General features: G+C 64.1%; 24 protein-coding genes. 15 read left to right on the top strand and 9 right to left on the bottom strand.

Going from position 1 to position 22,582, the window contains the following annotated elements:
* Positions 1–22: 22 nt before the first annotated feature.
* Positions 23–247 carry a hypothetical protein gene (locus EOC83_RS26860; protein ID WP_127224157.1) on the bottom strand — a complete coding sequence of 75 codons (225 nt, stop codon included), beginning with the start codon at positions 245–247 and terminating at the stop codon, positions 23–25.
* A 152-nt stretch (positions 248–399) separates the two neighbouring features.
* Here EOC83_RS26860 and EOC83_RS26855 point away from each other — a divergent pair, with 152 nt between their 5' ends.
* Positions 400–1,455 carry a LacI family DNA-binding transcriptional regulator gene (locus EOC83_RS26855; protein WP_063169024.1) on the top strand — a complete coding sequence of 352 codons (1,056 nt, stop codon included), beginning with the start codon at positions 400–402 and terminating at the stop codon, positions 1,453–1,455.
* A gap of 17 nt (positions 1,456–1,472) precedes the next feature.
* Here EOC83_RS26855 and gndA read toward each other — a convergent pair whose 3' ends face one another.
* The 6 genes from gndA to EOC83_RS26825 all read right to left on the bottom strand — a co-directional run bounded on the left by gndA (position 1,473) and on the right by EOC83_RS26825 (position 7,391).
* The gene (gene gndA, locus EOC83_RS26850; protein ID WP_063169025.1) at positions 1,473–2,900 is read right to left on the bottom strand and encodes an NADP-dependent phosphogluconate dehydrogenase; all 1,428 of its coding nucleotides are present in this window, start codon (positions 2,898–2,900) and stop codon (positions 1,473–1,475) included.
* Positions 2,901–3,048: 148 nt separating this feature from the next.
* Positions 3,049–4,686: a copper resistance CopC/CopD family protein gene (locus EOC83_RS26845; protein WP_063169026.1), complete on the bottom strand. Its 1,638-nt coding sequence runs from the start codon at positions 4,684–4,686 to the stop codon at positions 3,049–3,051.
* A gap of 54 nt (positions 4,687–4,740) precedes the next feature.
* On the bottom strand, positions 4,741–5,259 hold the full coding sequence (locus EOC83_RS26840; RefSeq protein WP_013529535.1) for a YcnI family protein: 519 nt from the start codon (positions 5,257–5,259) through the stop codon (positions 4,741–4,743).
* Positions 5,260–5,300: 41 nt separating this feature from the next.
* Positions 5,301–5,840: a copper chaperone PCu(A)C gene (locus EOC83_RS26835; RefSeq protein WP_063169027.1), complete on the bottom strand. Its 540-nt coding sequence runs from the start codon at positions 5,838–5,840 to the stop codon at positions 5,301–5,303.
* Positions 5,841–5,937: 97 nt separating this feature from the next.
* Positions 5,938–6,294 (bottom strand): DUF2946 family protein, encoded by a 357-nt coding sequence (locus tag EOC83_RS26830; RefSeq protein ID WP_063169028.1) that lies wholly within the window; start codon positions 6,292–6,294, stop codon positions 5,938–5,940.
* Positions 6,295–6,488: 194 nt separating this feature from the next.
* Positions 6,489–7,391, bottom strand: a complete 903-nt coding sequence (locus EOC83_RS26825; RefSeq protein ID WP_013529532.1) for a GntR family transcriptional regulator — start codon at positions 7,389–7,391, stop codon at positions 6,489–6,491.
* Between the two features lie 229 nt (positions 7,392–7,620).
* On the opposite strand from EOC83_RS26825, the gene EOC83_RS26820 reads away from it, so the two are divergent.
* From EOC83_RS26820 to EOC83_RS26795, 6 genes are all read left to right on the top strand, one after another.
* The gene (locus EOC83_RS26820) at positions 7,621–9,126 is read left to right on the top strand and encodes an altronate dehydratase family protein (RefSeq protein ID WP_013529531.1); all 1,506 of its coding nucleotides are present in this window, start codon (positions 7,621–7,623) and stop codon (positions 9,124–9,126) included.
* Between the two features lie 60 nt (positions 9,127–9,186).
* Positions 9,187–10,185 carry an aldo/keto reductase gene (locus tag EOC83_RS26815; RefSeq protein ID WP_063169029.1) on the top strand — a complete coding sequence of 333 codons (999 nt, stop codon included), beginning with the start codon at positions 9,187–9,189 and terminating at the stop codon, positions 10,183–10,185.
* Between the two features lie 300 nt (positions 10,186–10,485).
* Positions 10,486–11,478: an ABC transporter substrate-binding protein gene (locus EOC83_RS26810; RefSeq protein ID WP_063169030.1), complete on the top strand. Its 993-nt coding sequence runs from the start codon at positions 10,486–10,488 to the stop codon at positions 11,476–11,478.
* A gap of 183 nt (positions 11,479–11,661) precedes the next feature.
* Positions 11,662–13,215 carry a sugar ABC transporter ATP-binding protein gene (locus tag EOC83_RS26805; protein ID WP_063169031.1) on the top strand — a complete coding sequence of 518 codons (1,554 nt, stop codon included), beginning with the start codon at positions 11,662–11,664 and terminating at the stop codon, positions 13,213–13,215.
* Positions 13,212–14,177 carry an ABC transporter permease gene (locus tag EOC83_RS26800; protein ID WP_013529527.1) on the top strand — a complete coding sequence of 322 codons (966 nt, stop codon included), beginning with the start codon at positions 13,212–13,214 and terminating at the stop codon, positions 14,175–14,177. Before EOC83_RS26805 ends, EOC83_RS26800 begins: the two co-directional genes overlap by 4 nt.
* Positions 14,178–14,243: 66 nt before the next feature.
* Positions 14,244–15,263, top strand: a complete 1,020-nt coding sequence (locus EOC83_RS26795) for a zinc-binding alcohol dehydrogenase family protein (RefSeq protein WP_063169032.1) — start codon at positions 14,244–14,246, stop codon at positions 15,261–15,263.
* Between the two features lie 77 nt (positions 15,264–15,340).
* Here the strand turns inward: EOC83_RS26795 and phnF are convergent, their stop codons facing one another.
* Entirely contained in the window at positions 15,341–16,090 is a 750-nt protein-coding gene (phnF, locus tag EOC83_RS26790; protein ID WP_063170337.1) for a phosphonate metabolism transcriptional regulator PhnF, read from the bottom strand.
* Between the two features lie 132 nt (positions 16,091–16,222).
* Here phnF and phnG point away from each other — a divergent pair, with 132 nt between their 5' ends.
* Genes phnG through fosX form a run of 4 tightly spaced genes read left to right on the top strand, consistent with a single transcriptional unit; the run spans position 16,223 to position 18,825 of the window.
* On the top strand, positions 16,223–16,684 hold the full coding sequence (gene phnG, locus EOC83_RS26785) for a phosphonate C-P lyase system protein PhnG (protein ID WP_063170338.1): 462 nt from the start codon (positions 16,223–16,225) through the stop codon (positions 16,682–16,684).
* Positions 16,684–17,295 carry a phosphonate C-P lyase system protein PhnH gene (gene phnH, locus EOC83_RS26780; RefSeq protein WP_063169033.1) on the top strand — a complete coding sequence of 204 codons (612 nt, stop codon included), beginning with the start codon at positions 16,684–16,686 and terminating at the stop codon, positions 17,293–17,295. The genes phnG and phnH overlap by 1 nt, the downstream gene beginning before the upstream one ends.
* Before the next feature lies 1 nt (position 17,296).
* A complete protein-coding gene (locus EOC83_RS26775; protein WP_063169034.1) occupies positions 17,297–18,409 on the top strand; it encodes a carbon-phosphorus lyase complex subunit PhnI in 1,113 nt (370 codons plus the stop codon).
* A complete protein-coding gene (gene fosX, locus EOC83_RS26770) occupies positions 18,406–18,825 on the top strand; it encodes a FosX/FosE/FosI family fosfomycin resistance hydrolase (RefSeq protein WP_063169035.1) in 420 nt (139 codons plus the stop codon). Before EOC83_RS26775 ends, fosX begins: the two co-directional genes overlap by 4 nt.
* Positions 18,826–18,827: 2 nt before the next feature.
* On the opposite strand, the gene EOC83_RS32900 is transcribed toward fosX, so the two are convergent.
* Positions 18,828–19,037, bottom strand: coding sequence for a hypothetical protein (locus tag EOC83_RS32900; RefSeq protein WP_063169036.1), 210 nt, complete (start codon positions 19,035–19,037; stop codon positions 18,828–18,830).
* 65 nt (positions 19,038–19,102) lie between these two features.
* Here EOC83_RS32900 and EOC83_RS26760 point away from each other — a divergent pair, with 65 nt between their 5' ends.
* The 4 genes from EOC83_RS26760 to EOC83_RS26740 all read left to right on the top strand — a co-directional run bounded on the left by EOC83_RS26760 (position 19,103) and on the right by EOC83_RS26740 (position 22,305).
* Entirely contained in the window at positions 19,103–20,002 is a 900-nt protein-coding gene (locus EOC83_RS26760; protein ID WP_063170339.1) for an alpha-D-ribose 1-methylphosphonate 5-phosphate C-P-lyase PhnJ, read from the top strand.
* Positions 19,999–20,775 (top strand): phosphonate C-P lyase system protein PhnK, encoded by a 777-nt coding sequence (gene phnK, locus EOC83_RS26755; protein ID WP_013529518.1) that lies wholly within the window; start codon positions 19,999–20,001, stop codon positions 20,773–20,775. Before EOC83_RS26760 ends, phnK begins: the two co-directional genes overlap by 4 nt.
* Before the next feature lie 208 nt (positions 20,776–20,983).
* Complete coding sequence (gene phnL / locus EOC83_RS26745; RefSeq protein WP_063169037.1) at positions 20,984–21,691, top strand: phosphonate C-P lyase system protein PhnL; 708 nt, start codon at positions 20,984–20,986, stop codon at positions 21,689–21,691.
* The gene (locus EOC83_RS26740) at positions 21,688–22,305 is read left to right on the top strand and encodes a DapH/DapD/GlmU-related protein (protein ID WP_063169038.1); all 618 of its coding nucleotides are present in this window, start codon (positions 21,688–21,690) and stop codon (positions 22,303–22,305) included. The genes phnL and EOC83_RS26740 overlap by 4 nt, the downstream gene beginning before the upstream one ends.
* The last annotated feature ends 277 nt before the right edge of the window (positions 22,306–22,582 follow it).

Genomic DNA, 22,582 nt, shown 5'->3' with positions numbered 1-22,582 from the left:
GCTCCTCCCAGAATCTGAAACGTTACAGATTTTCGATACGGCAATTGCGCGGGCTGTGCAACCCATCAACGAAGCGCCCTCGATATTTTTTCGGGCCGCGAACAAATCCGCCTGAATGATCGCGCTTCTCATGCACTGCAGCATGGTTTGCTGCGGCGCAAACACCGAAATGCCGCCTGATACGGGCAAAAGGCGGCGGCAGGGCGATTTCTCCTGGAATCCCAATGCGTTTCGCAAAAAGAACCATCCACCTCGTGACGAGGACATACATCTCGATACTGGCAATCTGTAACGTTTCAGTATATTGACGCTTTGCCGGGGCTGGGACGCATATCGTATCGCTATGACGGCGATTGCCGACATGGCCCGCGGCTGCTATGCGCCTGACGGGCGGGACGAATGGACAGACAGCGTACGGACAAGAACGGGGAGAACTCGGCACAGGGACGGCCGACGTTGAAGACGCTTGCCTTCATGACCGGGCTCGGCGTCACCACCGTGTCACGCGCCTTGAAGGATGCCCCGGAAATCGGCGCCGAAACCAGGCGCCGCGTCCAACTCGTCGCCAAGCAGATCGGCTACCGGCCGAACCGCGCCGGCGTGCGTCTGCGCACCGGCAGGACCAATGTCATCAGCCTCGTGCTCAACACCGACCGCGAGATCATGAGCTTCGTCTCGGACATCATCTACGGCGTTTCGGAAGTGCTCGCCGAAACGCCCTATCACCTGATCGTCACGCCTTATTCCCGCTCGCAGGATCCGATGGAGCCGATCCGCTATCTCGTCGAGACCGGCTCGGCCGATGGCGTCATCATCTCGCGCACCCAACCGAACGATCCACGCGCCCGCTACATGCTCGAGCACGGCATGCCCTTTGCCACGCATGGCCGCACCGACATGGGCCTGGTCCACCCCTACCATGACTTCGACAACCATGTATTCGCGATGGAAGCCGTGCGCCGCCTGGCGAGCATGGGCAGGCGCAAGCTGGCGCTTCTGTCGCCGCCACCCGGGCTGACCTATTATGGCCACACGCTGAACGGCTTTGCCGATGCGCTGAGCGAGGTCGGCGCCAGCGAAATTCCGTTCAACACCGTTTCCATCGATCACACGATCGAGCAGATCAGGACCAGGACCGCGCAGGTGATGCGCCGCGAGAACAGGCCGGACGGCTTCGTCAGCAGCGCTGCCGCCGCGACACTGGCTATCGTCGCCGGCATCGAAGATGCCGGCCTCAAACTTGGCCGCGACGTCGATGTCGTGTCCAAGCAGTCGTCGGACCTGTTGCACCTGTTCCGGCCGGAATTGCTCGTCGTCAACGAGAACTTCCGCCTGGCCGGCTCCGATCTCGCCCGCTCCGTGCTCGGCTGGATCGGCGGCGCCGCACCCGGCTCGCTGCAGCGCCTGGTCGCCACCAGCGAGGTTCAGGCGTTCAGACCCCCGGTTTCCGTTTAGGCTCTTGGGCCGGCTTGTCAGCCAGCCGCACCGCTTCCCCACGGCCCATGGAACGCGCCTTTGTCGTCGATACGCTCGAAGCCGTGCGCGCCGAAGAAGTCGCGTTGCGCCTGGATCAGGTTCGAGGTGCCGCGGCCCTGGCGATAGCTGTCGAAATAGGCAAGTGCGGAAGACAGCGCCGGAACCGGCGAGCCGGCCTCCGAAGCCCTCGCCACGATGCGGCGCAGCGACGGATGCGCTTCCTGCATCAGCGAGATGAAGGCCGGCGCCATCAGAAGGTTGGTCGAGGCGCCGCCCTTGCTGAAGGCTTCCGCCATGGTGTCGAGCATCTGCGAGCGGATGATGCAGCCGGCGCGCCAGATCCTGGCGATGGTCGGCATCGGCAGGTTCCAGTTGAATTCCTTCGACGCGCCGCTCATCACCGCAAAACCTTGGGCGTAGGCGGCGATCTTGCCGGCGAACAGCGCCAGTTCCAGATCTTTCAGCAAGGCGTCCTTGTCACCGGAAATCTTCGTCACGCCGATGTTGCCATAGGCCTTTTCCGCCGCCAGCCGCTCGTCCTTGATCGACGACAGAACGCGCGCCGCCACCGCCGCCTCGATCGCGGTGGCCGGGATGCCGAGCTGCTGCGCCTCGATGACCGACCATTTGCCGGTGCCCTTCTGGCCGGCGCGGTCGAGGATGATGTCGACCACCGGTTTGCCGGTCTTCGGATCGTCGGCGGCCAGCACCTTGGCGGTGATCTCGATCAGGTAGGAGTTGAGCCGGCCCTTGTTCCAGTTGGCAAACACCGTGCCGATCTCTTTCGGGCCCATGCCCAGGCCGTCGCGCAGGATGCCGTAGATCTCCGCGATCATCTGCATGTCGGCATATTCGATGCCGTTGTGGATGGTCTTGACGAAATGTCCGGCGCCGTCGGTGCCGAGCCATGCCGCGCAGGGTTCGTCCTTGAATTTGGCGGAGATCGCCGTCAGCACCTTCTCGACGCGCTTCCATGAGTCCTCCGTGCCGCCGACCATGATCGACGGCCCGTGGCGTGCCCCCTCCTCGCCGCCGGACACGCCCATGCCGATGAAGGTGAGACCCGAACCGGAAAGCTCGGAGAAGCGCCGCATCGTGTCGCGGAAATTGGCGTTGCCGGCATCGATGACGATGTCGTTGGCCGACAGCACGCCACGCAGTGCCGCGATCTGTTCGTCGACCGGCTTGCCGGCCAGCACCATGATGATGATCGGGCGCGGCGGCCGGATCGCGGCGGCGAGCTCTTCAAGGCTGTAGCAGGGCACGACCATGTCCCTGAGTGCGCCGGCATTCTCGACAAAGGCATCGGTGCGCGCCCTGGTGCGGTTGAAGACAGCGATGCGGTGCCCGTGCTCGGCGATGTTGAGCGCCAGGTTGGAGCCCATCGTGCCAAGGCCGATCAGGCCGATTTCGGCTTTTTCCATCGTTTCTTCCCTGCTCTCGGATCGTTTGTTGAGACCGCGATTTTGCGGGCGATGATTGACGGGCCTTGACGCCTGCGTCAACCGCCTCGCCGAATTGTGTTGCCCGGATTGTCGGTCGTGCCCGTGTAGAGGTACCTGGCAGTCCCGCCTACGGCCTGATGTCGACGGGCGCCTCGATCTTCACCATCTGAAAATCCGAGACCAGTATGTCGATGCGCACCGTCCACCGGCCGGGCAGCGGAATGACGAGGTTGTCGACGCGCCAGCTGCCGTCGCCGGGCTTGGTTGCCGCGCGCTTCAAGGGCTCGATGCCGGAATCGGGCTTTGACAGCACAAGCGTTACCTCCTTGGCGTCGAGCGGGCCGAAATCGCCGCTCATGATGACCATCGAGGCAACGACCGGGCCGGCATGGCCTGGAGTGATGTTGAGATCGGCCATCGCTTGCAGCGCGTGGATATGGACCGACACCGGTTGCGCTGCCGCGATCGCCAGGGCTCGTGGCGGCGGTGTGAAGCGCCAGCCCGCGGCAACGCCGAAAATCGCCAACACGATCAACATCTCGACGCCGATCGAGCGGACCAGCCTGCGTTGAACTTCCGTCGATCCCGCCTCGGCCGATGCCGTGAGTTTCCAGCGGTTGACGGCAGCGAGCGTGAACAGAAAGACCAGCAGCCCGAGCTTGATCAGCAGCAGCCTTCCATAGGCGGTGTCGACCAATGCCGCGGGCGTTTGCACCTGGATGACGGCAAGCACGGTGCCGGCAGCGGCAAGCACGGCCACCACGGGCAGGATCGCCCAAGAAAATCGCCGCAGGAATGGCGTGGCCTCCGCCGATTGCCCCTTGAGCGCCAGCCCGAGTGGGACCAATGCGCCGACCCACGACGCGATGCAGACGCCATGCAGGAACACCATCGGCCGCGTCAGCCATTGCGGTTCGGCGGCACTGGCATGGCCGCTGGCGGCAAGGGCAATCCCCACCCCGGCCAGGCCGGCCAGCGCCAATGGCTTGGCGGTGGCACGGGGACCGGCCAGCGACAGCAGGCCAAGCCCCAGCGCGATCAGCGCGACCAGCACCGTCCAGCCGAAGCTGGTGCCGAGCCCGGTCCGCCAGATGACCGATTGTGCCAGATGGGAGAGCGGCGCCCCGAGTGCATCAAGCCCCTGCAATCCGAGCGACAGGGACGACGCGACCAGCCCGCTCAGGATTGCAGCTGCAACGAAGCGTTGCCCGGCACGGGCACTTCCGGCCAACCAGGCAAGCGCGAAGGCGCCGCCAACGCCGAGGAAGAGGCCGACGTAGAGAAAGATTTTGCCCGCCCAGATAGCCGACCGCAACGGCCAGTCGACGGTTTCGGATACGGCCGGCGGTTCGCTGGGCGCTCCGATGGAAAACAGCAGCGATCCGCCGACGGGATGACCGTCTGCGGAGATGACGCGCCAGCTCAAGACATGCGTGCCCGACTTGAGCGGCTGCGGATTGTCGATCTCGACGGTCTGGTCGCTGAGACGAAAGGCGGTCAGTGGAACCGGCTTGCCGTCGGGCTTCACCAGCGTCAGCACCAGAGGCGAGACCGGCTCGCTGAAGGTCAGCGAGAACTGCGCCGGTCCCTGTGCCAGCACCGCGCCGTCGGCCGGGTCGGTCTTGATCAGCGCGGCATGGGCAAAGGCCTGATCTGACACGGCAAGGCTGGCAAGAAACACGATCACAGCCAACAGGCCGACGGCAAGCCGGCCGGTGCGTTTGCCGGTCATGCAAGCCGTTTGCAGGAGGGAGGTCGTGCTCATGTCACCGCCACGAAAAAAGAGCGGCGCACTCGAAAGAGCGCGCCGCCTGGGAGATCATTTCTTCGGCAGCAGCTTGATGCCGGGTGCCGGGCTTTCCAGTGCGTCTTCATCCTGCCCTGCCGCTGGAATCTCGATCCAGCGATCGGCTGCACCGTCGCATTCCTGCACGACCGGGAAATAGAGTTTTTGGCCGACGGGGAGATCCGCCGTCAGCGTCGCGCGGAAAACGAACTCGTCATAGAATTCATCGGGCAGGTTGCCGCCGCTCCAGTCGACCTCCTTGACCCCATCGGTCACCGCCTGACCGTAGAGCTGGTAGGATTTCTCGTACTTGCCCTTCTTGGTCTGCAGCGTCCAGCCGGGCTTCGGCATCGGCTTGATCGCGATCACCCCTTCCGGAATCTGCACGCGCACGGCGGTCGTCGCCTTGCCGTCGCAGCCATGCGGCACGCGCAAAACGGCCTTGTAGGTCGAGCCGACCGCCGCCTCCTGGGTTTCGAACGTGATATGCGCGAAGGCGGCGCTGGTTCCGAGCGCGAGAAGTGCGCCGGCCGACAAAAGATATTTGTTCATGATGGTCCCTCGGATTTTCAAGATTTGTCGAGCTGGCGCGGTCAATTGGCGTGATCGTCCACGGCGCCGCCGCCCATGCCTTCGACGGCGAAATCGACGCTGACGGCGCCGGCCTTTTCGAAGGTCAGGGTGGCGGAGAACTTTTCGCCCTGTTTGGGTTGCCGCTTCAGGCCCATGAACATCAAATGATAGCCGCCAGGTGCAAGGGCTACCTTGCCGCCGGCCGGAATTTCCAGGCCGCCGGCAACCGGCCGCATGGTCATGACGCCGTCCTTGACGCCCATCTCATGCAGCTCGGCCTTTTCGGAGACATCGGAGGAAATCGACACCAGCCGATCCGGCGCACTGCCCTTGTTGGTGATGGTGAAATAACCGCCGGCCACTTTGGCGCCGGCCGGCGTGGCGCGCGACCAGGGGTGGCCGATCTCAAGATCGCCAACCTTGAACTCATGCGCGAGGACGGACTGGGCGCCTGTGAACAGCAGCGCAAGAGCCAGCACGGCAATGCCGACACGCTCTTCGATGCCGCGTAGAATGCTGCCCGGCTCAGGACGCGCGGCGTCAGGGAAAAAATAGGACATGGTTGCTCCATGAAGTGAAGGTCGCGCCGTTGCCGGTCGCGAGCAGTTAGATCTTTGGATGGGTACGCCCACGAAAGGTTCCGCCGGGCAAACAGGCTCAGGCCGTCAGCGGCGGCGCGCGCGGGTTCGACGGCGAGCGCTCACGCGCAAAGTCGAGATGGATGGCCGCCGGGAAGACAAAGGCGACCGTTTCAAAGGAAAGGCTGCCCGGCGCCAGACCGGCATTGGGCGGCGGCGCAAAGGCCGCCGAAACCATGCTGCAGCCGAGCACGCAGCATGCCGGCAGATGGGACGGCGGCTGGTTGCCGCCCGGAAGCTGGGTTGCGCCTTCATGGGTACAGATGACGTTGCCAAAAGCGTCGAGTTGCGATGCATTGGGACCGGCGCCGAAGGCGAATGCACCAAGCGTCGACTGGAGCAACAGCAGATAGGCCGCGACAAGCGCGACCGGCATGCTCCATCGTCTCCTCGATACGCCCAAAGCCCTGCCTCTTCGCAGCAACCAACCATATCTAGCACGGGGCCGGCGGGTGGAAAATCGCCAAATCGCCGCGGCGGCAACGCGGCAGGCCCAAGGCATGTCGCCCAGAAGTGTATAGCGGTTTTGGGACAACATGCATGAAACAGGGCTCCGAGCCGCGATGCGGCTCAGTGTTTTTGCAGCGACCGGCTCTCCGGGATCGAGGTCAGCAATGTCTGGCGCGCCGACTTCAAATGCTTGCGGCAAGCGGCGTCGACCTTGCCGAGATCGCGTGATTTCAGCGCTTCTATGTAGACCAGATGCTCACCGATCGCGACTTCGTTGCGCTCGCGTTCCTGCGCCTTGTTCCACTGGTAATGGTAGTGGAAGATCATGGCGATGACATCGTAGAAATCGACGATGAAGCGATTGCGCGATGCCCGGTGGATCAGCCGGTGGAAGCGCTCGTCGAGTTCGGAGAACTCGGTGAAGCGGGCGGCTATGTCGTTTGCCAGCTGGCGATGCTCGTCTTCCAGGCGGTCGAGATCGGTCCAGACTGCGCTGTCCTGCGGTAAAGCGGCAAAGGCGGCCGCCGAGCGCAGTTCGAACATCTCGCGGATTTCGGTCAGCTCCAGCGCGAAAGCGCGCGTAAAGCCCTTCAGCACCCAATGACTGTTGCGACGTTTCTCGATCAGGCCGAAGCGGGAGAAGCGGATCAGGAACTCGCGCACGCTGGTGGTGCCGACGCCGATCTCGCGCGCCAGTTCGAGTTCGTTGATCTGCATGCCGGCTTCGGCGCCGCCGGCGAGCAGCCGACGCATGAACGACCGTTCGATGATCTCGGCCAGCGTGTCTGTCTCTTCCTCGGGGAAGAAATCATCGGGAAGCGGTTCGCGCAGCACCGTCTTGGCGCGCTTGTTCCAGGCGATCAGCCCGGTCTCTTCCATGCGCGCGAGAATGGTGCGCACCGTGGTCCGGCTGACGCCAAGCAAGGTGCCCAGTTCCGGCTCCGAAGGCAGGCTGCGCGTTTCGTCGAGCAGCCGCAGGCAGCGGTTGTAGGCATCCTTGTAGACGTTGTTGCTCTTCGACATCCCTGACCCGTTGCACGCCGTCGCTTGCAGCGGACGGTTTGAAGCGCAATATGACGTTCGCATGGCTCTGAGAAGCGAAATTGCTTCCCGGAACAACCCGGAGACATGCGGAACTCCCCACGAAAAAACAATTGACGCAAAACTGTTTTTTCACGATAAAAGACAATATCTCTAAACAGGCGCGTGTCAATCCGCCCCGCGCAACCCAGGATCACCCAGGAAACCGCCCGTGAACGCCTCCAACTGCATTCTTCTGTCCCCCGCCGACAATGTCGCCGTCGCCAACGGCCGCATCGAGATCGGCACCGCGCTGCCGGGCGGTGCCGTCGCCAGTGCGCTGATCGAGCCCGGCCACAAGGTGGCGATCAAGCCGATCGCCGCCGGCGAGGCCGTGGTGAAATACGCCCAGGCGATCGGTCGCGCGACACAGGACATCGCAGCCGGCGAGCACGTGCATTCGCACAATCTGGTTTTCGAATCCGGCCGCTTGCCGGTCGTGCCGCCGAGCGAGGCCGAGCACGCGACGGAGGCCGACCGCGCCCGCACCTTCATGGGCTATCGCCGCGCCGATGGCCGCGCCGGCACGCGCAACTTCATCGGCATCGTCGCCAGCGTCAATTGCTCGGCCACCGTCTGCCATTCCATCGCCGATACCGCCAACCGCACGCTGTTGCCGAAATACCCCGGCATCGACGGCTTCGTGCCGATCGTGCACGGCCAGGGCTGCGGCATGAGCGGCACCGGCGACGGCATGATGGTGCTGCACCGCACGCTTGCCGGCTATGCCCGCCACCCGAATTTCGGCGGCGTGCTGATGGTCGGCCTCGGCTGCGAGGTCAACCAGCTCACCCTCTACGGCCAGAAGGGCGTCGCTGCCGGCAAGCGCCATTTCAACATCCAGGACGCCGGCGGGTCGCGCAAATCGGTGGAAAAAGCGATGGGCGTGCTGGCCGAGATCGCCGAGGAAGTCGGCCAGTTGAAGCGTGAGCCGATCCCGGTCAGCGAGATCGTCGTCGGCCTGCAATGCGGCGGCTCCGACGGCATGTCGGGTATCACGGCCAATCCGGCGCTGGGCGCGGCTGTCGACATCCTGGCCGGCGTTGGCGGTATCGGCATCCTCTCCGAGACCACGGAAATCTACGGCGCCGAGCATCTGCTTGCCTACCGCGCGGCAACGCCGGAGATCGCGCAGAAGCTCGACGGCTTCGTGAAGTGGTGGGAGGACCACGTCGCCAAGCATGGCGCCTCGATCGACAACAATCCCTCGCCCGGCAACAAGCGCGGCGGCCTCACCACCATCCTGGAGAAGTCCCTCGGTGCGGTCGCCAAGGGCGGCCAGACGCCGCTCAACGGCGTCTTCGGTTACGCCGAAAAAGTCACCGGCAGTGGCCTGGTGTTCATGGATACGCCTGGCTACGACCCGGTTTCGGCGACCGGCCAGGTGGCGGGCGGCGCCAACGTCATCGTCTTCACCACCGGCCGCGGCTCCTGCTTCGGCTGCCGTCCGACGCCGTCGATCAAGGTCGCCACCAACTCGACCATGTACCACCAGATGGAAGAGGACATGGACGTCAATTGCGGCGTCATCGCCTCGGGTGAAAAGACCATCGCCGGCATGGGCCGCGAGATCTTCGAACTGATCGTCGAAACGGCTTCCGGCCGCAAGACCAAGAGCGAGGACTTCGGCTACGGCGACAACGAGTTCGTGCCCTGGCATCTGGGCGCAACACTTTAGATTTTACTGATATAAAATAGACGGCGCGCCGGTCAGCGGCGGGCAACGGGGAGGTTTTGCATGGAAAAACGCCGTATCGGTCGGACAGCTCTGGAGGTCACCGAAGTCAGTTTCGGCGGCGCCGCACTTGGCGGCCTTTACCGCGCCTGTTCGCGCGAAGCGGCGATGGAGACGCTGCAGGGCGCCTGGGATGCCGACCTGCGCTATTTCGACACCGCACCCTTCTACGGTTTCGGACTGTCGGAGCGCCGCTTCGGCGACTTCCTGCGTTACAAGCCGCGCGATTCCTATGTGCTGTCGACCAAGGTCGGCCGGCTGTTTCGCCCGGTGCCGGACGATCAGGTTCCCGATCACTCCTATGTCGATCCGCTGCCCTTCGCGCTCGACTACGACTATTCCTATGACGGCATTATGCGGTCGGTCGAGTTCAGCTATGCGCGGCTTGGCCTAAACAGGATAGACATCCTGTTTGTCCACGACATCGGCGCCTACACCCATGGTATCGAGAAGACCAAGCTGCATTTTCGCGACCTGATGGATGGCGGCCTCAAGGCACTCGAAGAGCTGAAACGGACTGGCGTCATTTCTGCCTATGGGCTTGGCGTCAACGAGGTGCAGATCTGCCTGGACGTGATGCGCCGGGCGCCGCTCGACTGCATCCTGCTTGCCAGCCGCTATTCCCTGCTCGACCGCAGTGCCGAAGCGGAGTTGCTGCCGCTATGCCGGGCACAGCAGACCTCCTTGGTCATTGGCGGCGTGTTCAACTCCGGCATCCTGGCGACCGGCCCGGTGCAAGGCGCACATTTCGACTACCGCCCCGCCAGCCATGACGTGCTCGACCGCGTCGGCGCAATGGAAAGGATCGCCGCCGAGGGTGGCTATCCGCTCGCCGCCGCAGCGTTCCAATTCCCCTTGCATGAAGCTGCCGTCGCCACCGTACTGACCGGCACCGCCAAGCTGGCAAATCTGACGCGCAACCTCGAGCTGCTCGACATCGACGTACCGGAAACGGAATACGCCAAATATCGTCCCTACACGCTGGTGCAGGAGCTGGTGTGAAACTTCATGTTCCTTCGGCACATGGAGGAATGGATATTCCATATTGACGAATTGGTGGAATTAATATTCCATACGTTCCCAGAACGGAACGGAAGCGTGACGGCGCCAATGGGAGAACAGGGCGGGGGATCTGCCTCTGCCAGACCTCGCAACGACTGGTCAAACACCGCTTGCATCGATCTGTTCGATGCACTATCAAAACAGGGCAACTGTTTTTTATTGATAAAGTTCTGTTTGGGACCGCGCCTATCCGAACGGAGCTTCCGTATCGTTCACCGGGCGACTTAGGGAGGAAACCTCATGAAATTCGTGACCAGCATTCTCAACCGCCGCGCCGTCATGGCGCTGGCAGCAGCTTCAATGCTCGCCGGCGTCATGCATCCGGCGCCGGTTTCGGCGGCGGACGTCACCATTCCGATCATCGTCAAGGACACCACGTCCTTCTACTGGCAGATCGTTCTGGCCGGCGCCCGCAAGGCCGGCAAGGATCTCGGCGTCAACGTGCCGGAACTCGGCGCCCAGGCTGAAACCGACGTCAACGGCCAGGTCTCGATCCTCGAGAACGCCGTTGCCAGCAACCCGGCGGCCATCGTCATTGCGCCGACCGAGTTCAAGGCGCTCGGCAAGCCGATCGATGAAGCCGCTGCCAAGGTCAAGGTCATCGGCATCGACTCCGGTGCCGACTCCAAGGCCTTCACCTCGTTCCTGACCACCGACAACGTCCAGGGCGGCCGCGTCGCTGCCGACGGCCTCGCAGCTGCCATCGGCGCCGCCAACGGCGGCAAGATCGAGGGCGACGTTGCCCTGATCACCAACGCACCTGGCGCCGGCTCGCTCGAACAGCGCAAGCAGGGCTTCACCGAACAGCTGGCCGCCAAATATCCGGGCCTCAAGCTGGTTGCCGACAAATATGCCGACGGCCAGGCCACCACCGGCCTCAACATCGCCACCGACCTGATCACCGCCAACCCGAACCTCAAGGGCATCTTCGCTTCCAACCTGATCATGGCGCAGGGCGTCGGCCAGGCCGTCGCGGAAAACAACCTTGGCGGCAAGCTGGCGCTGGTCGGTTTCGACAGCGACGAGAAGCTGATCAAGTTCCTCAACGACGGCGTCATTTCCGCCCTCGTCGTCCAGGATCCGTACCGGATGGGCTATGACGGCATCAAGACCGCGCTCGCCGCCTCCAAGGGCGAGAAGGTCGAAGCCAATGTCGACACCGGCGCCAATCTGGTGACCAAGGACAACATGAAAGATCCCAAGATCGACGCGCTGCTCAATCCGAAGCTCTGAGCCGTCGCATCCGCAATCGTCTCCGGGGCACCTCGCCCCGGAGACACAAACTGCCGCACGAACGGCTTGGCAATCCGCACGCCTGAGCCAGGCTGTTTTCGAGGCATATCCCTGCCTCGCCGCGTGCCAATCGTGAGGCCAGCCTGGGAAGCCAATCCGGGAGGCCAATCTGGGAGGATTGTCATGATTTCGACGGCGCAGGAACTGCATCCCGCACCCGTTCTGGAACAGGGGCGGACTATCCTCGAATTGCGTGGCCTGGAGAAGCGCTATCCCGGCACCCACGCGCTGAAACCGGTCGATCTCGCCTTCAAGTCCGGTGAGATCCACGCCATCGTCGGCGAAAACGGCGCCGGCAAATCCACGCTCATCAAGCTTCTGACCGGCGTCATGCCGCGCACCTCCGGAGAGATTGTCTGGGAGGGCCAGGCGGCCGCCCTGGCGACGCCGCACGAGGCGATGGCGCTCGGCATCAATGCCGTGCACCAGGAAGTCGTGCTGTGCCGTCACCTGACGGTCGCCGCCAACATGTTCCTCGGCGAGGAGAATTCGCGCTTCGGCATCCTGCAGCAGCGCGCCATGGTCAGGCAGGCGCAGACGATCATCGACGACCTAGGCTTCGACCTGCCGGCGCATGTCACGCTCGGCGACCTGACCATCGGCCAGCAGCAGCTGATAGCCGCCGCCCGCGCCACCGTGCGCGGCACCAAATTCCTGATCTTCGACGAGCCGACCGCCTACCTCACCCGCAAGGAGGCCGACCAGCTCTTCACGCTGATCCGCCGTCTGAAGGGCGAAGGCGTGACGATCATCTACATCAGCCACCGCATGGAGGAAGTGTTCGAACTCGCCGACCGGGTATCCGTGCTGCGCGACGGCACGCTGGTCGGCACCCGCAACATCGCAGAGACCAACGATGCCGAACTGGTCAAGATGATGATCAACCGCTCGATCGAGCAGGTCTATCACAAGGAGCATTTCACGCCGGGCGCCGCCATCATCGAGGCGAAAAACCTGTCCGGCAAGGGCTTCGAAAATGTCTCGATGACGGTCCGCGCCGGCGAGATCGTCGGACTCTATGGGCTGATCGGCGCCGGACGCAGCGAGTTCGTCACCACGCTCTACGGCCGCCACCGCAAATCCGCCGGCCAGATCCTCTGGGAAGGCAAGGAGGTACAGGTCAATTCCGAACATGACGCGATCAAGCTCGGCATGGCGCTGGCGCCGGAGAGCCGCCGCGACCAGGGCCTCTGCCTCAACCTGCCGGTCGGCTTCAACCTCAACCTGCCGATCTACAAGCGCATCTCGAACAATCTGCTGATTTCGAGCACGCAGGAGAAGACGCAGGCCGATCGCCAGATCGCCGATCTGCGCATCAAGACACCGACACGTGGCGCGCTGGCATCCAGCCTGTCGGGCGGCAACCAGCAGAAGATCGTCATCGGCAAATGGCTGGCGCACGGCGCCAAGCTGTTCATCTTCGACGAACCGACCGTCGGCGTCGATGTCGGCACCAAGGCCGAGATCTACCGCCTGTTCGGCGCGCTTTTGTCAAAGGGCGCCGGCATCATCCTGATCTCGTCCTATCTGCCGGAAGTCTATGAACTCGCCGATACGCTGCATGTGTTCCGGCGCGGCAAACTGGTGGCGACGCACGGTTTTCACGCCGCCAGCCACGAGGATATTCTCACTCAGGCGCTCGCCGAGAAACAAGAAAAGTTGGGAGGACAGATATGAGCACCGAGGCGATCGCCGTCGAAAAACCGAAGCGCAACTATAATGTCCTGTTCGGGCTGACGCTATTGGCGCTGCTGGTTCTGCTCTGGATCCTCCTCTCCGTGACGACGACGAGCTTCGCCTCGGCCAACAACATAGCCAATCTCCTGCGCCAGGGCTCGATGATCGCCATCATGGCGGTCGGCCAGACCTTCGTCATCATCACCGGCGGCATCGATCTGTCGGTCGGCGCCGTGGTCGGCTTCGCCACCGTGGTCGTGGCCATGATGATCAATGCCGGCTTCCCCATCTGGCTCGCCATTCTGGTGACGCTGCTGGTCGGTGTCGCCATCGGCATGTTCCACGGCTTCGGTATCGTCAAGATGGGCCTGCCGCCCTTCATCATCACGCTGGCGACGTTGACCTCGCTGCGCGGCATCGGCCTTTTGATGACCAACGGCAATTCGATCAACATCAACAGCGACACCTTCACCGCCTTCTCGCGCAATTCCTTCATCGGCATCCCCAACCTGTTCTGGATGGTGATCCTGGTCGGCATTCCGGCCTATATCTTCCTGCACCACAGCCGCTGGGGCAGATACCTGTTTTCGGTCGGCTCCAACGCCGAGGCCTCGCGCCTGTCCGGCGTCAATGTCCAGCGCACCATCTACATGGCCTACACGCTGTCGGGCCTGTGCGCCGCCTTTGTCGGCGTGCTGCTGGCCGCCCGCATCGGCATCGGCAACCCGACGCAGGCCGAGGGCTGGGAACTGCAGGCGATCGCGTCGTCGGTCATCGGCGGCACCTCGCTGTTCGGCGCCGTCGGCTCGGTGCATGGGCCGCTGCTCGGCGCCTTCATCCTGGCCACCATCAACAACGGCGCCAACCTGCTCAACGTCAATTCGTTCTGGCAGCGCATCATCACCGGCGCGCTGATCATCATCATCGTCTACTTCGACGGCCTGCGCCGCCGCGGCAAGTAGCGACCCCGCAATCAACCGCCGGTCCGCCACACCAACGGGCCGGCGATTTCATGACTGGATTAGCGCATGAAAGCCGTCCTCTGCCGTTCGCCCGGCGATCTTGTCCTTGAAGACCGGCCCGCACCCGAGGCACCGCCTCCCGGCTGGGCGCTGGTGGCGGTCAGCCATGTCGGCATCTGCGGCACCGACTACCACATTTTCGAGGGCAAGCACCCGTTCCTCGCCTATCCCCGCATCATGGGTCATGAGGTCTCGGGTACCGTGATGGAGACCGGCGAAGGCGTCGAACTGGCCATTGGTGAGCCCGTCGTCGTCAACCCCTATCTTTCCTGCGGCAAGTGCATCGCCTGCCGGCACGGCAAGCCCAATTGCTGTGTCAGGATCGAGGTGCTTGGCGTGCATCGCGACGGCGCCATGTGCGAACGCATCCTGGTGCCGGCGCAAAATCTCTATCCGGCCAACGGCCTTTCGCTGGCCGACGCCGCTGCCGTCGAGTTCCTGGCCATCGGCGCGCATGCCGTGCGGCGCGCCCGCGCCGACCCCGGCGCCCACACGCTGGTCATCGGCGCCGGCCCGATCGGGCTCGGCACCGCCATCTTCGCCCGCATCGCCGGGCTCGACGTGACGCTGCTCGACATGAGCAGTGAAAGGCTCGCCTTCGCTGGAAACGAGCTTGGTTTCCAGACCCTAGACGGCTCGCGCGGCGCGGTGCCCGATCTGATCAGGGAAGCGACATCAGGCGAAGGCTTCGATGTGGTCTTCGACGCCACCGGCAACACCCAGTCGGTGCAGTCGGCCTTCGCCCATGTCGCGCATGGCGGAACGCTGGTGCTGGTCTCCGTCGTCAAGGACGACATCAGCTTTTCCGATCCGGAATTCCACAAGCGCGAGATGACGCTGATCGGCAGCCGCAACGCGCTGCGCGCCGACTTCGACCATGTCGCCGCCTCGATCCGCAACGGGGCCGTACCACTGGCCAAGCTCGTCACACACCGCACCACACTCGCCGCCACGCCGCGCGATCTGGCTCGTTGGGCGCATGAGAAATCCGGCCTGATCAAGGCTGTGATCGAGGTGGGGTTATAACATGGCAGGCGGCGAAGCCGGTCCTCAAATGCGCCGCCGCTGGCAAGTGAATGCGGCCGAGCTGGGCCGGGCACTCCCTACAGCGCCGACAGCTTCAGCTCCACCCGTTCGGCCGGAAAGCGCGACTCGGAAAACTGGATCGGCTGGCCGTCCGGCGTGACGTTGACGGCAACCGTGACCAGCACGATGGCGCCCGGCTGCAGGTCGAGGTCGGCAAGGTCCGCCGCATCGGCATGGCGCGCCGACAGCACGGTCGATTGCCTGAGATAGTCGTCTATGCCGAACCGCGCCAGCGATGCGGTGATCGAGCCTGTTTCCCCCATCGCGGCATCGATGCCGGCAAAGCGCCGGGCCTCGAACCAGCCGGCAGCGCGCGACACCGGCCGTCCGTCGGCTTCGCCGCGCGTTTCCAACCGGATCACATCGGCTCCCTTGGGAAGACCCAGTCCCTCGGCGACGCGCTGGCTGGCCGGCTCGACCGACGAGGCGAGCAGGACGATGTGCCGTTCCGTCGTTTGCCCTTGCAGCCCTGTCGAAAAACGTGTGCGCGCCCCGATCGGATAGGACAGCCGCTTGCGCGACAGTACGAAGGTGCCGCGCCCCTGCTCGGCCCGCAGCACGCCTTCCCTTACAAGGGCTGATATGGCGTTGCGCACCGTGTGACGGTTGACGCCATAGCGTTCTGCCAGCGCCACCTCCGGCGGCAGCGCTGCATTCTCCGTGAAATCGCCGATGGCGATCGCATGTAGGATCTTGTCGGCGATCTGCCGCCACAGCGAAACGCCACTGCGCCGCTCGATGCTGTCCGCTAACAGCCGCCCGACCATCATTGCCCCAACCTTCCAGCGCCCAGTCTTCTATCGCTGTCATCCACCCGTCATGGACACGCGTTAGATAATAGATATAATTTGTATAGTTGTCTACATCAATAGACAAATTAACAAAGAGGAATGCTGCTGATGCGAGGACAGGAAGCCCGCGACCAGGCCGAGCGCAAAGCCGCCATGGCAACCCTTACGCAATCCAGCGGCGATGACATCGTACGGCTCTGGAATGAGGCCGGACTGCCTTCGGACGCCGAGCTGTTGCGCGGCCCCGAAACCGGCCTTGTCACCCTGCGCGGCCGCATCGGCGGCGGCGGCGCCCCTTTCAATGTCGGCGAGGCGACCGTCACCCGCGCCACGGTCAGGCTACCCACCGGACAGGTCGGCCATTGCTATGCGCTTGGCCGCGACAAGCAGAAGGCGAAGCTGGCGGCTATCGCCGACGCCCTATGGCAGGACCCTGCCCGCCGCAATGAGGTCGAGACCGGACTGATAGCGCCTCTGCGGTCGGCTCTGACCTTGGCGCACGAAAAACGCCGCGCCGAGACGGCGGCAACGAAGGTCGATTTCTTCACCATGGTTCGCGGAGAAGACTGATGGACATTGCAGCGCAATCGATCGAGGGCGGGTTCGCCGATCCGGTCTTCAACGCCCAGACCGTGTTCCGCGCCGTGATGGACGCAATGGCTCGGCCGGGCAGCGTGCAACCGCTGCCGGCCTTCGCCCGCCCGCCGGTGCCGCTCTCGGCTACCGCCGGCGCCATCGCACTGGCGCTGTGCGACAATGACACGCCGCTCTGGCTCGACCCGGCTTTGCAGGCCTCCACCGCGATCAGATCGTGGCTTGGGTTCCATACCGGCGCGCCATTGGCCAACACACCGGCCGATGCGCATTTCGCCTTGGTCGCAGCACCTGCCGAGATGATGGCGCTCGATGGCTTTTCGCAGGGCACGCAGGATTATCCCGACCGCTCGACCACGCTGATCCTGCAGGTCAGCGATCTGGTCTCCGGCACGCCGCTATTGCTCGAAGGTCCCGGCATCGAAACCAGCGCCACGATCGCGCCGGCGCAGATGCCACGCCATTTCGTCGAGCAGTGGAAGCAGAATATCAAGCGCTTTCCGCGCGGCGTCGACATCATCCTCGCCACATCAGGCGGCATCGCCTGCCTACCGCGCACGACGCGCATCAAGACGATGGAGGCGTAAGATGTATGTCGCGGTAAAAGGTGGCGAAGCGGCAATCGCCAACGCCCACAGCCTGCTGGCCGACCGCCGGCGTGGCGACCGTTCGGTGCCCGCCCTTCGTCTCGACCAGATCGTCGAGCAGCTGGCGCTCGGCGTCGACCGGGTGATGAGCGAAGGCTCGCTCTATGATCGTGAACTGGCCGCGCTCGCCATCGTCCAGGCGCGCGGCGACATGATCGAGGCGATCTTCCTGGTGCGCGCCTACCGCACCACGCTGCCGCGCTTCGGCTACTCCAGGCCCATCGACACCGCCAACATGCTGGTCGAGCGGCGCGTCTCGGCGACCTACAAGGATCTGCCCGGCGGCCAGTTGCTCGGACCGACCTTCGACTACACCCACCGGCTGCTCGATCCCGAGCTTGCCGCCGGCGCCGATGTCGCCGAGCCCTTGCTGCGCGACACGGAAGCGCAAGCCATGCCGCGCGTCTCGGCGATCCTCGCCCGCGAAGGCTTGATCGAACCGGATGGCGACATGCCGCAGGATCATGTCCCCGGCGACATCACCCGCGAGCCGCTCGAATTCCCGATGGCGCGCGACATCCGCCTGCAGGCGCTGTCACGCGGCGATGAAGGGTTCCTGCTGGCGCTCGGCTATTCCACCCAGCGCGGCTATGCCCGCAACCACCCCTTCGTCGGCGAGATCCGCATCGGCGAAGTCGAGTTGGAGCTCGACGTGCCCGAACTGCCCTTCTCGGTGCCGCTCGGCACTGTCCGCGTCACCGAATGCCAGATGGTCAACCAGTTCAAAGGCTCGGCCAAGGCGCCGCCGCAATTCACCCGCGGCTACGGCCTGGTCTTCGGCCAGAGCGAACGCAAGGCGATGGCCGTGGCACTCTGCGACCGGGCGCTGCGCGCGAAGGAGCTCGGCGAGGATGTCGTCGCCGCGGCCCAGGACGAGGAGTTCGTCATCTCGCACTCCGACAATGTCCAGGCGACCGGCTTCGTCGAGCATCTGAAGCTGCCGCACTATGTCGATTTCCAGGCCGAACTCGATCTCGTGCGCCGCATGCGTGCCGAATATGACGCCCGCCAAAACCCCGTGAAGGTCGAAGAGAAGCGGGAGGCCGCGGAATGATCGAGGGCCTTTCCCACATGACCTTCATCGTCCGCGATCTCGAGCGGATGACCGAAATCCTCGAGGGCGTATTCGACGCACGCGAAGTCTATGTCAGCGACGCCAGGCAGTTCTCGCTGTCGCCCGAAAAATTCTTCCTGATCGGTGACATCTGGGTCGCCATCATGGAGGGCGAACCCTTGCCGGAGCGCAGCTACAACCACATCGCCTTCAAGATCGATGACGCCGATTTCGACCGCTATGCCGAGCGCATCGGCAGGCTCGGCCTCGACATGCGCCCGCCGCGCCCGCGCGTCGAGGGTGAAGGCCGCTCGATCTATTTCTACGACGAAGACAACCACATGTTCGAACTGCACACCGGCACGCTCAATGAGCGGCTGGCGCGCTATGCCAGGGGATCGGAGGCTGCGGAATGAATTTAGTGCCCGACGCCACCATGGCCGCCACCATCGTGGGAATGACCGCCATAGCCGTCATACCCGGAGTAATCACCATTGCCGACGCCCACGGACTCACCTTGAGAGCCTTCTTTGGGGCCGGGCAGAATCATGCGCCGAAGGAAGAAGAGAACGACGCCGGCGAACACCACCAACAGAATTCCGAGATGCATCCATCCGGTCGAGTTCATCTGAATTCGCCCCTGTATCCGCGTCCTGGACGCCAATTCGATAGCACAATGTGGATGTGATCGCCATGACCGACATCGCCACCTACAACTTCGCCTATCTCGACGAGCAGACCAAAAGGATGATCCGCCGGGCGATCCTCAAGGGCATCGCCATTCCCGGCTACCAGGTGCCGTTCGCTTCGCGCGAAATGCCGATGCCCTACGGCTGGGGCACCGGCGGCGTCCAGGTCACCGCTTCGATCATCGGCCCGGACGATGTGCTGAAGGTCATCGACCAGGGCGCCGACGACACCACCAATGCGGTGTCGATCCGCGCCTTCTTCAAGAAGGTCGCCAATGTCGCGGTGACGACCGACACTGCCAGCGCCACAATCATCCAGACCCGCCACCGCATTCCCGAGCATCCGCTGACGGCGGCCCAGGTGCTGGTCTACCAGGTGCCGATCCCCGAACCCCTGCGCTTCCTCGAACCGCGCGAGACCGAAACGCGCAAAATGCACGCGCTGGAGGAATATGGCCTCATGCACGTCAAGCTCTACGAGGACATCGCCAAGCACGGCCGCATCGCCACCACCTATGCCTATCCGGTCAAGGTCGAGGGCCGCTATGTGATGGACCCCTCGCCGACGCCGAAATTCGACAATCCCAAGATGCACCGCTCGCCGGCCCTGCAGCTGTTTGGCGCCGGCCGCGAAAAGCGCATCTACGCGGTGCCGCCTTTCACCGAAGTGGTCAGCCTCGACTTCGAGGATCATCCGTTCGAGGTCCAGACCTTCGACCAGCCCTGCGCGCTGTGCGCGGCCGAGAACGTCTATCTCGACGAAGTCATCCTCGACGACCATGGCGGCCACATGTTCGTCTGCTCCGACACGGACCATTGCGAGAAGCGGCGAGCGGACGGCTATCGCGGCCATCTTGCCCCGGAAAACCATCTTGCCTCGGGAACAAGGGAGCCGGCGCAATGACCGACGAACCGCTGCTGCGTGTCGCAGCACTTTCTAAATTCTACGGTTCGCGCGTCGGCTGCGACAACGTCTCCTTCGACCTGTGGCCGGGCGAAGTCCTGGCTGTCGTCGGCGAATCCGGCTCCGGCAAGACGACGCTGCTCAACTGCCTGTCGACCCGGCTGCTGCCGAGCTCCGGCACCGCCAGCTACCGCATGCGCGACGGCCAGTTCCGCGAGCTCTACCGCATGAGCGAGGCCGAGCGCCGCTTCCTGATGCGCACCGACTGGGGTTTTGTCCATCAGAACCCCGCCGACGGCCTGCGCATGACGGTGTCGGCGGGCGCCAATGTCGGCGAGCGGCTGATGGCGGTCGGCGACCGTCACTACGGCAGGATCCGCGCCACCGCCGTCGACTGGCTGTCGCGCGTCGAGATCGACGAGGACCGCATCGACGACGAGCCCCGCGCCTTTTCCGGCGGCATGCGCCAGCGCCTGCAGATTGCCCGCAACCTCGTCACCGGGCCGCGCCTGGTGTTCATGGATGAGCCAACAGGCGGCCTCGATGTCTCGGTGCAAGCCCGCCTGCTCGACCTGCTGCGTGGTCTGGTCACCGATCTCGGTCTGGCGGCCATCGTCGTCACCCACGACCTTGCCGTGGCGCGGCTCTTGTCGCAGCGCATGATGGTGATGAAGGACGGCCGCGTCGTCGAAAGCGGCCTCACCGACCGCGTGCTCGACGACCCGCGCGCGCCTTACACGCAATTGCTTGTTTCCTCGATTTTGCAGGTTTGACGATGGCGCCAAGGCACCCCCCTCTGGCCTGCCGGCCATCTCCCCCTCAAGGGGGGAGATTGGCTATCGTCCTCGGTTTCGCCACTCTCCAACGTTGCAGAACAAGCGCAACGAGAAAGCTGCCGATCTCCCCCCTTGAGGGGGAGATGCCTGGCAAGGCAGAGGGAGGCGTTGGCCCGCAAACGAACGACAATTGGAGGCCCTTCTGATGGCAACCCCCCTCGTTGTCTCCGACGTCGCCAAGAGTTTCACCATGCACCTGCGCGACGGCATCAAACTGCCTGTTGTCGCCGGTGTCTCGTTCTCGATCAGGGCTGGCGAATGCACCGTGCTCGGCGGTCCTTCCGGTGCCGGCAAGAGCTCGATCCTGAAGATGCTCTACGGCAACTACGCCGTCGACGAAGGCCAGATCATCGTCACGCATGATGATGGGCTGATCGACCTCGCCACCGCCAGCCCGCGCACCGTGCTGGCCATACGCCGGCAAACGATCGGCTATGTCAGCCAGTTCCTGCGCACCGTGCCGCGCGTCTCGGCGCTCGACGTCGTCGCCGAACCGCTGGTCGAGCGCGGCGAGAATCGCGAAGCCGCAAGGGACAAGGCGCGCGCCTTGCTGGCGCAGCTCAACCTGCCGGAGAAACTCTGGGCTTTGCCGCCTGCGACCTTCTCCGGCGGCGAGCAGCAGCGCGTCAACATCGCGCGCGGCTTCATCACCGAGCATCCGATCCTGCTGCTCGACGAGCCGACAGCCTCGCTCGATGCCAGGAACCGCGATGTCGTGATCGAACTCATCGCCGCCAAGAAGGCTGCAGGTGTCGCCCTGCTCGGCATCTTCCATGACCACGATGTACGCGAGGCGGTTGCCGACCGCATCATCGACGTCACCGCTTTCGCGCCCGGAAAAATCGCCGCATGACCAGGAAATTGTCCGAGACGCCGCTGGTCCACCCGACGGCGGATGTACAGAATTCGACGCTCGGCCGCTGGACCGAGATCGCCGACCGTAGCCGGGTCTCGGAAAGCGAACTTGGCGACTATTCCTACATGATGCAGGACTGCTCGGTCTGGTGTGCGACGATCGGCAAGTTCGCCAACATCGCGGCCAGCGTGCGCATCAACGCCACCAACCACCCGACCTGGCGGCCGACGCTGCATCACTTCACCTATCGCGCCTCGGACTACTGGGACGATGCCGAGCACGAGAGCGAATTCTTCGCCCAACGCCGCGCCAAGCGGGTCACCATCGGCCACGACACCTGGCTTGGTCACGGCTCGACCATCCTGCCCGGTGTCACCATCGGCGATGGCGCCGCGGTCGGCGCCGGCGCTGTCGTCTCGAAAGATGTAGCGCCCTATACGATCGTCGCCGGCGTGCCGGCAAAGCCGATCCGCGAGCGCTTCGATCGCCGCACGGCCGAACGCTACCAGGCGCTGGCCTGGTGGGACTGGGACCATGCAAGGCTGCGGGCCGCGTTGGATGACTTCCGGGAGCTCGAGGCCGAGGCGTTCTTGGAGAAATATGGCGGATAGCGACGCCAGGAACGGGCTGTCACTGACGCTGGGCAGCGGGGGCAAACCGCCCCCGCCCCTGCTATCCGCATGACGTGCCTCTCGACACCGGCATCGACGCCATGACGGCCCTTGTCTGGAACGCCTGAAGGACGGCCTCGCCATCGCCGGCGCGCGACGGGCGAGTATATGCGCATCAAGTGGTGCCGTCTGGCCACCGGCGCCAGCTCGCCAGGCCTGCATTCCACATCACCTTCGACTGCTGATCCTGGGCCGGCCGCAGACTCCGGCCTGTGGA

Source organism: Mesorhizobium sp. Primo-A (assembly GCF_003997175.1).
In the GTDB taxonomy this organism is placed as follows: domain Bacteria; phylum Pseudomonadota; class Alphaproteobacteria; order Rhizobiales; family Rhizobiaceae; genus Mesorhizobium; species Mesorhizobium ciceri.
This window is presented reverse-complemented; position numbering and strand designations above follow the sequence as displayed.

What these genes read in the sequence shown, in the direction of transcription:
- EOC83_RS26835 (WP_063169027.1), bottom strand. Translation starts at nt 5,840, where the DNA reads ATGTCCTATTTTTTCCCTGACGCCGCGCGTCCTGAGCCGGGCAGCATT.
- EOC83_RS26830 (WP_063169028.1), bottom strand. Translation starts at nt 6,294, where the DNA reads ATGCCGGTCGCGCTTGTCGCGGCCTATCTGCTGTTGCTCCAGTCGACG.
- EOC83_RS26825 (WP_013529532.1), bottom strand. Translation starts at nt 7,391, where the DNA reads ATGTCGAAGAGCAACAACGTCTACAAGGATGCCTACAACCGCTGCCTG.
- phnK (WP_013529518.1), top strand. Translation starts at nt 19,999, where the DNA reads ATGACCGACGAACCGCTGCTGCGTGTCGCAGCACTTTCTAAATTCTAC.
- fosX (WP_063169035.1), top strand. Translation starts at nt 18,406, where the DNA reads ATGATCGAGGGCCTTTCCCACATGACCTTCATCGTCCGCGATCTCGAG.
- EOC83_RS26845 (WP_063169026.1), bottom strand. Translation starts at nt 4,686, where the DNA reads ATGAGCACGACCTCCCTCCTGCAAACGGCTTGCATGACCGGCAAACGC.
- EOC83_RS32900 (WP_063169036.1), bottom strand. Translation starts at nt 19,037, where the DNA reads ATGAACTCGACCGGATGGATGCATCTCGGAATTCTGTTGGTGGTGTTC.
- phnF (WP_063170337.1), bottom strand. Translation starts at nt 16,090, where the DNA reads ATGGTCGGGCGGCTGTTAGCGGACAGCATCGAGCGGCGCAGTGGCGTT.
- phnG (WP_063170338.1), top strand. Translation starts at nt 16,223, where the DNA reads ATGCGAGGACAGGAAGCCCGCGACCAGGCCGAGCGCAAAGCCGCCATG.
- phnL (WP_063169037.1), top strand. Translation starts at nt 20,984, where the DNA reads ATGGCAACCCCCCTCGTTGTCTCCGACGTCGCCAAGAGTTTCACCATG.
- EOC83_RS26840 (WP_013529535.1), bottom strand. Translation starts at nt 5,259, where the DNA reads ATGAACAAATATCTTTTGTCGGCCGGCGCACTTCTCGCGCTCGGAACC.
- EOC83_RS26815 (WP_063169029.1), top strand. Translation starts at nt 9,187, where the DNA reads ATGGAAAAACGCCGTATCGGTCGGACAGCTCTGGAGGTCACCGAAGTC.
- EOC83_RS26740 (WP_063169038.1), top strand. Translation starts at nt 21,688, where the DNA reads ATGACCAGGAAATTGTCCGAGACGCCGCTGGTCCACCCGACGGCGGAT.
- gndA (WP_063169025.1), bottom strand. Translation starts at nt 2,900, where the DNA reads ATGGAAAAAGCCGAAATCGGCCTGATCGGCCTTGGCACGATGGGCTCC.
- EOC83_RS26800 (WP_013529527.1), top strand. Translation starts at nt 13,212, where the DNA reads ATGAGCACCGAGGCGATCGCCGTCGAAAAACCGAAGCGCAACTATAAT.
- EOC83_RS26810 (WP_063169030.1), top strand. Translation starts at nt 10,486, where the DNA reads ATGAAATTCGTGACCAGCATTCTCAACCGCCGCGCCGTCATGGCGCTG.
- EOC83_RS26775 (WP_063169034.1), top strand. Translation starts at nt 17,297, where the DNA reads ATGTATGTCGCGGTAAAAGGTGGCGAAGCGGCAATCGCCAACGCCCAC.
- EOC83_RS26855 (WP_063169024.1), top strand. Translation starts at nt 400, where the DNA reads ATGGACAGACAGCGTACGGACAAGAACGGGGAGAACTCGGCACAGGGA.
- EOC83_RS26860 (WP_127224157.1), bottom strand. Translation starts at nt 247, where the DNA reads ATGGTTCTTTTTGCGAAACGCATTGGGATTCCAGGAGAAATCGCCCTG.
- EOC83_RS26760 (WP_063170339.1), top strand. Translation starts at nt 19,103, where the DNA reads ATGACCGACATCGCCACCTACAACTTCGCCTATCTCGACGAGCAGACC.
- phnH (WP_063169033.1), top strand. Translation starts at nt 16,684, where the DNA reads ATGGACATTGCAGCGCAATCGATCGAGGGCGGGTTCGCCGATCCGGTC.
- EOC83_RS26805 (WP_063169031.1), top strand. Translation starts at nt 11,662, where the DNA reads ATGATTTCGACGGCGCAGGAACTGCATCCCGCACCCGTTCTGGAACAG.
- EOC83_RS26795 (WP_063169032.1), top strand. Translation starts at nt 14,244, where the DNA reads ATGAAAGCCGTCCTCTGCCGTTCGCCCGGCGATCTTGTCCTTGAAGAC.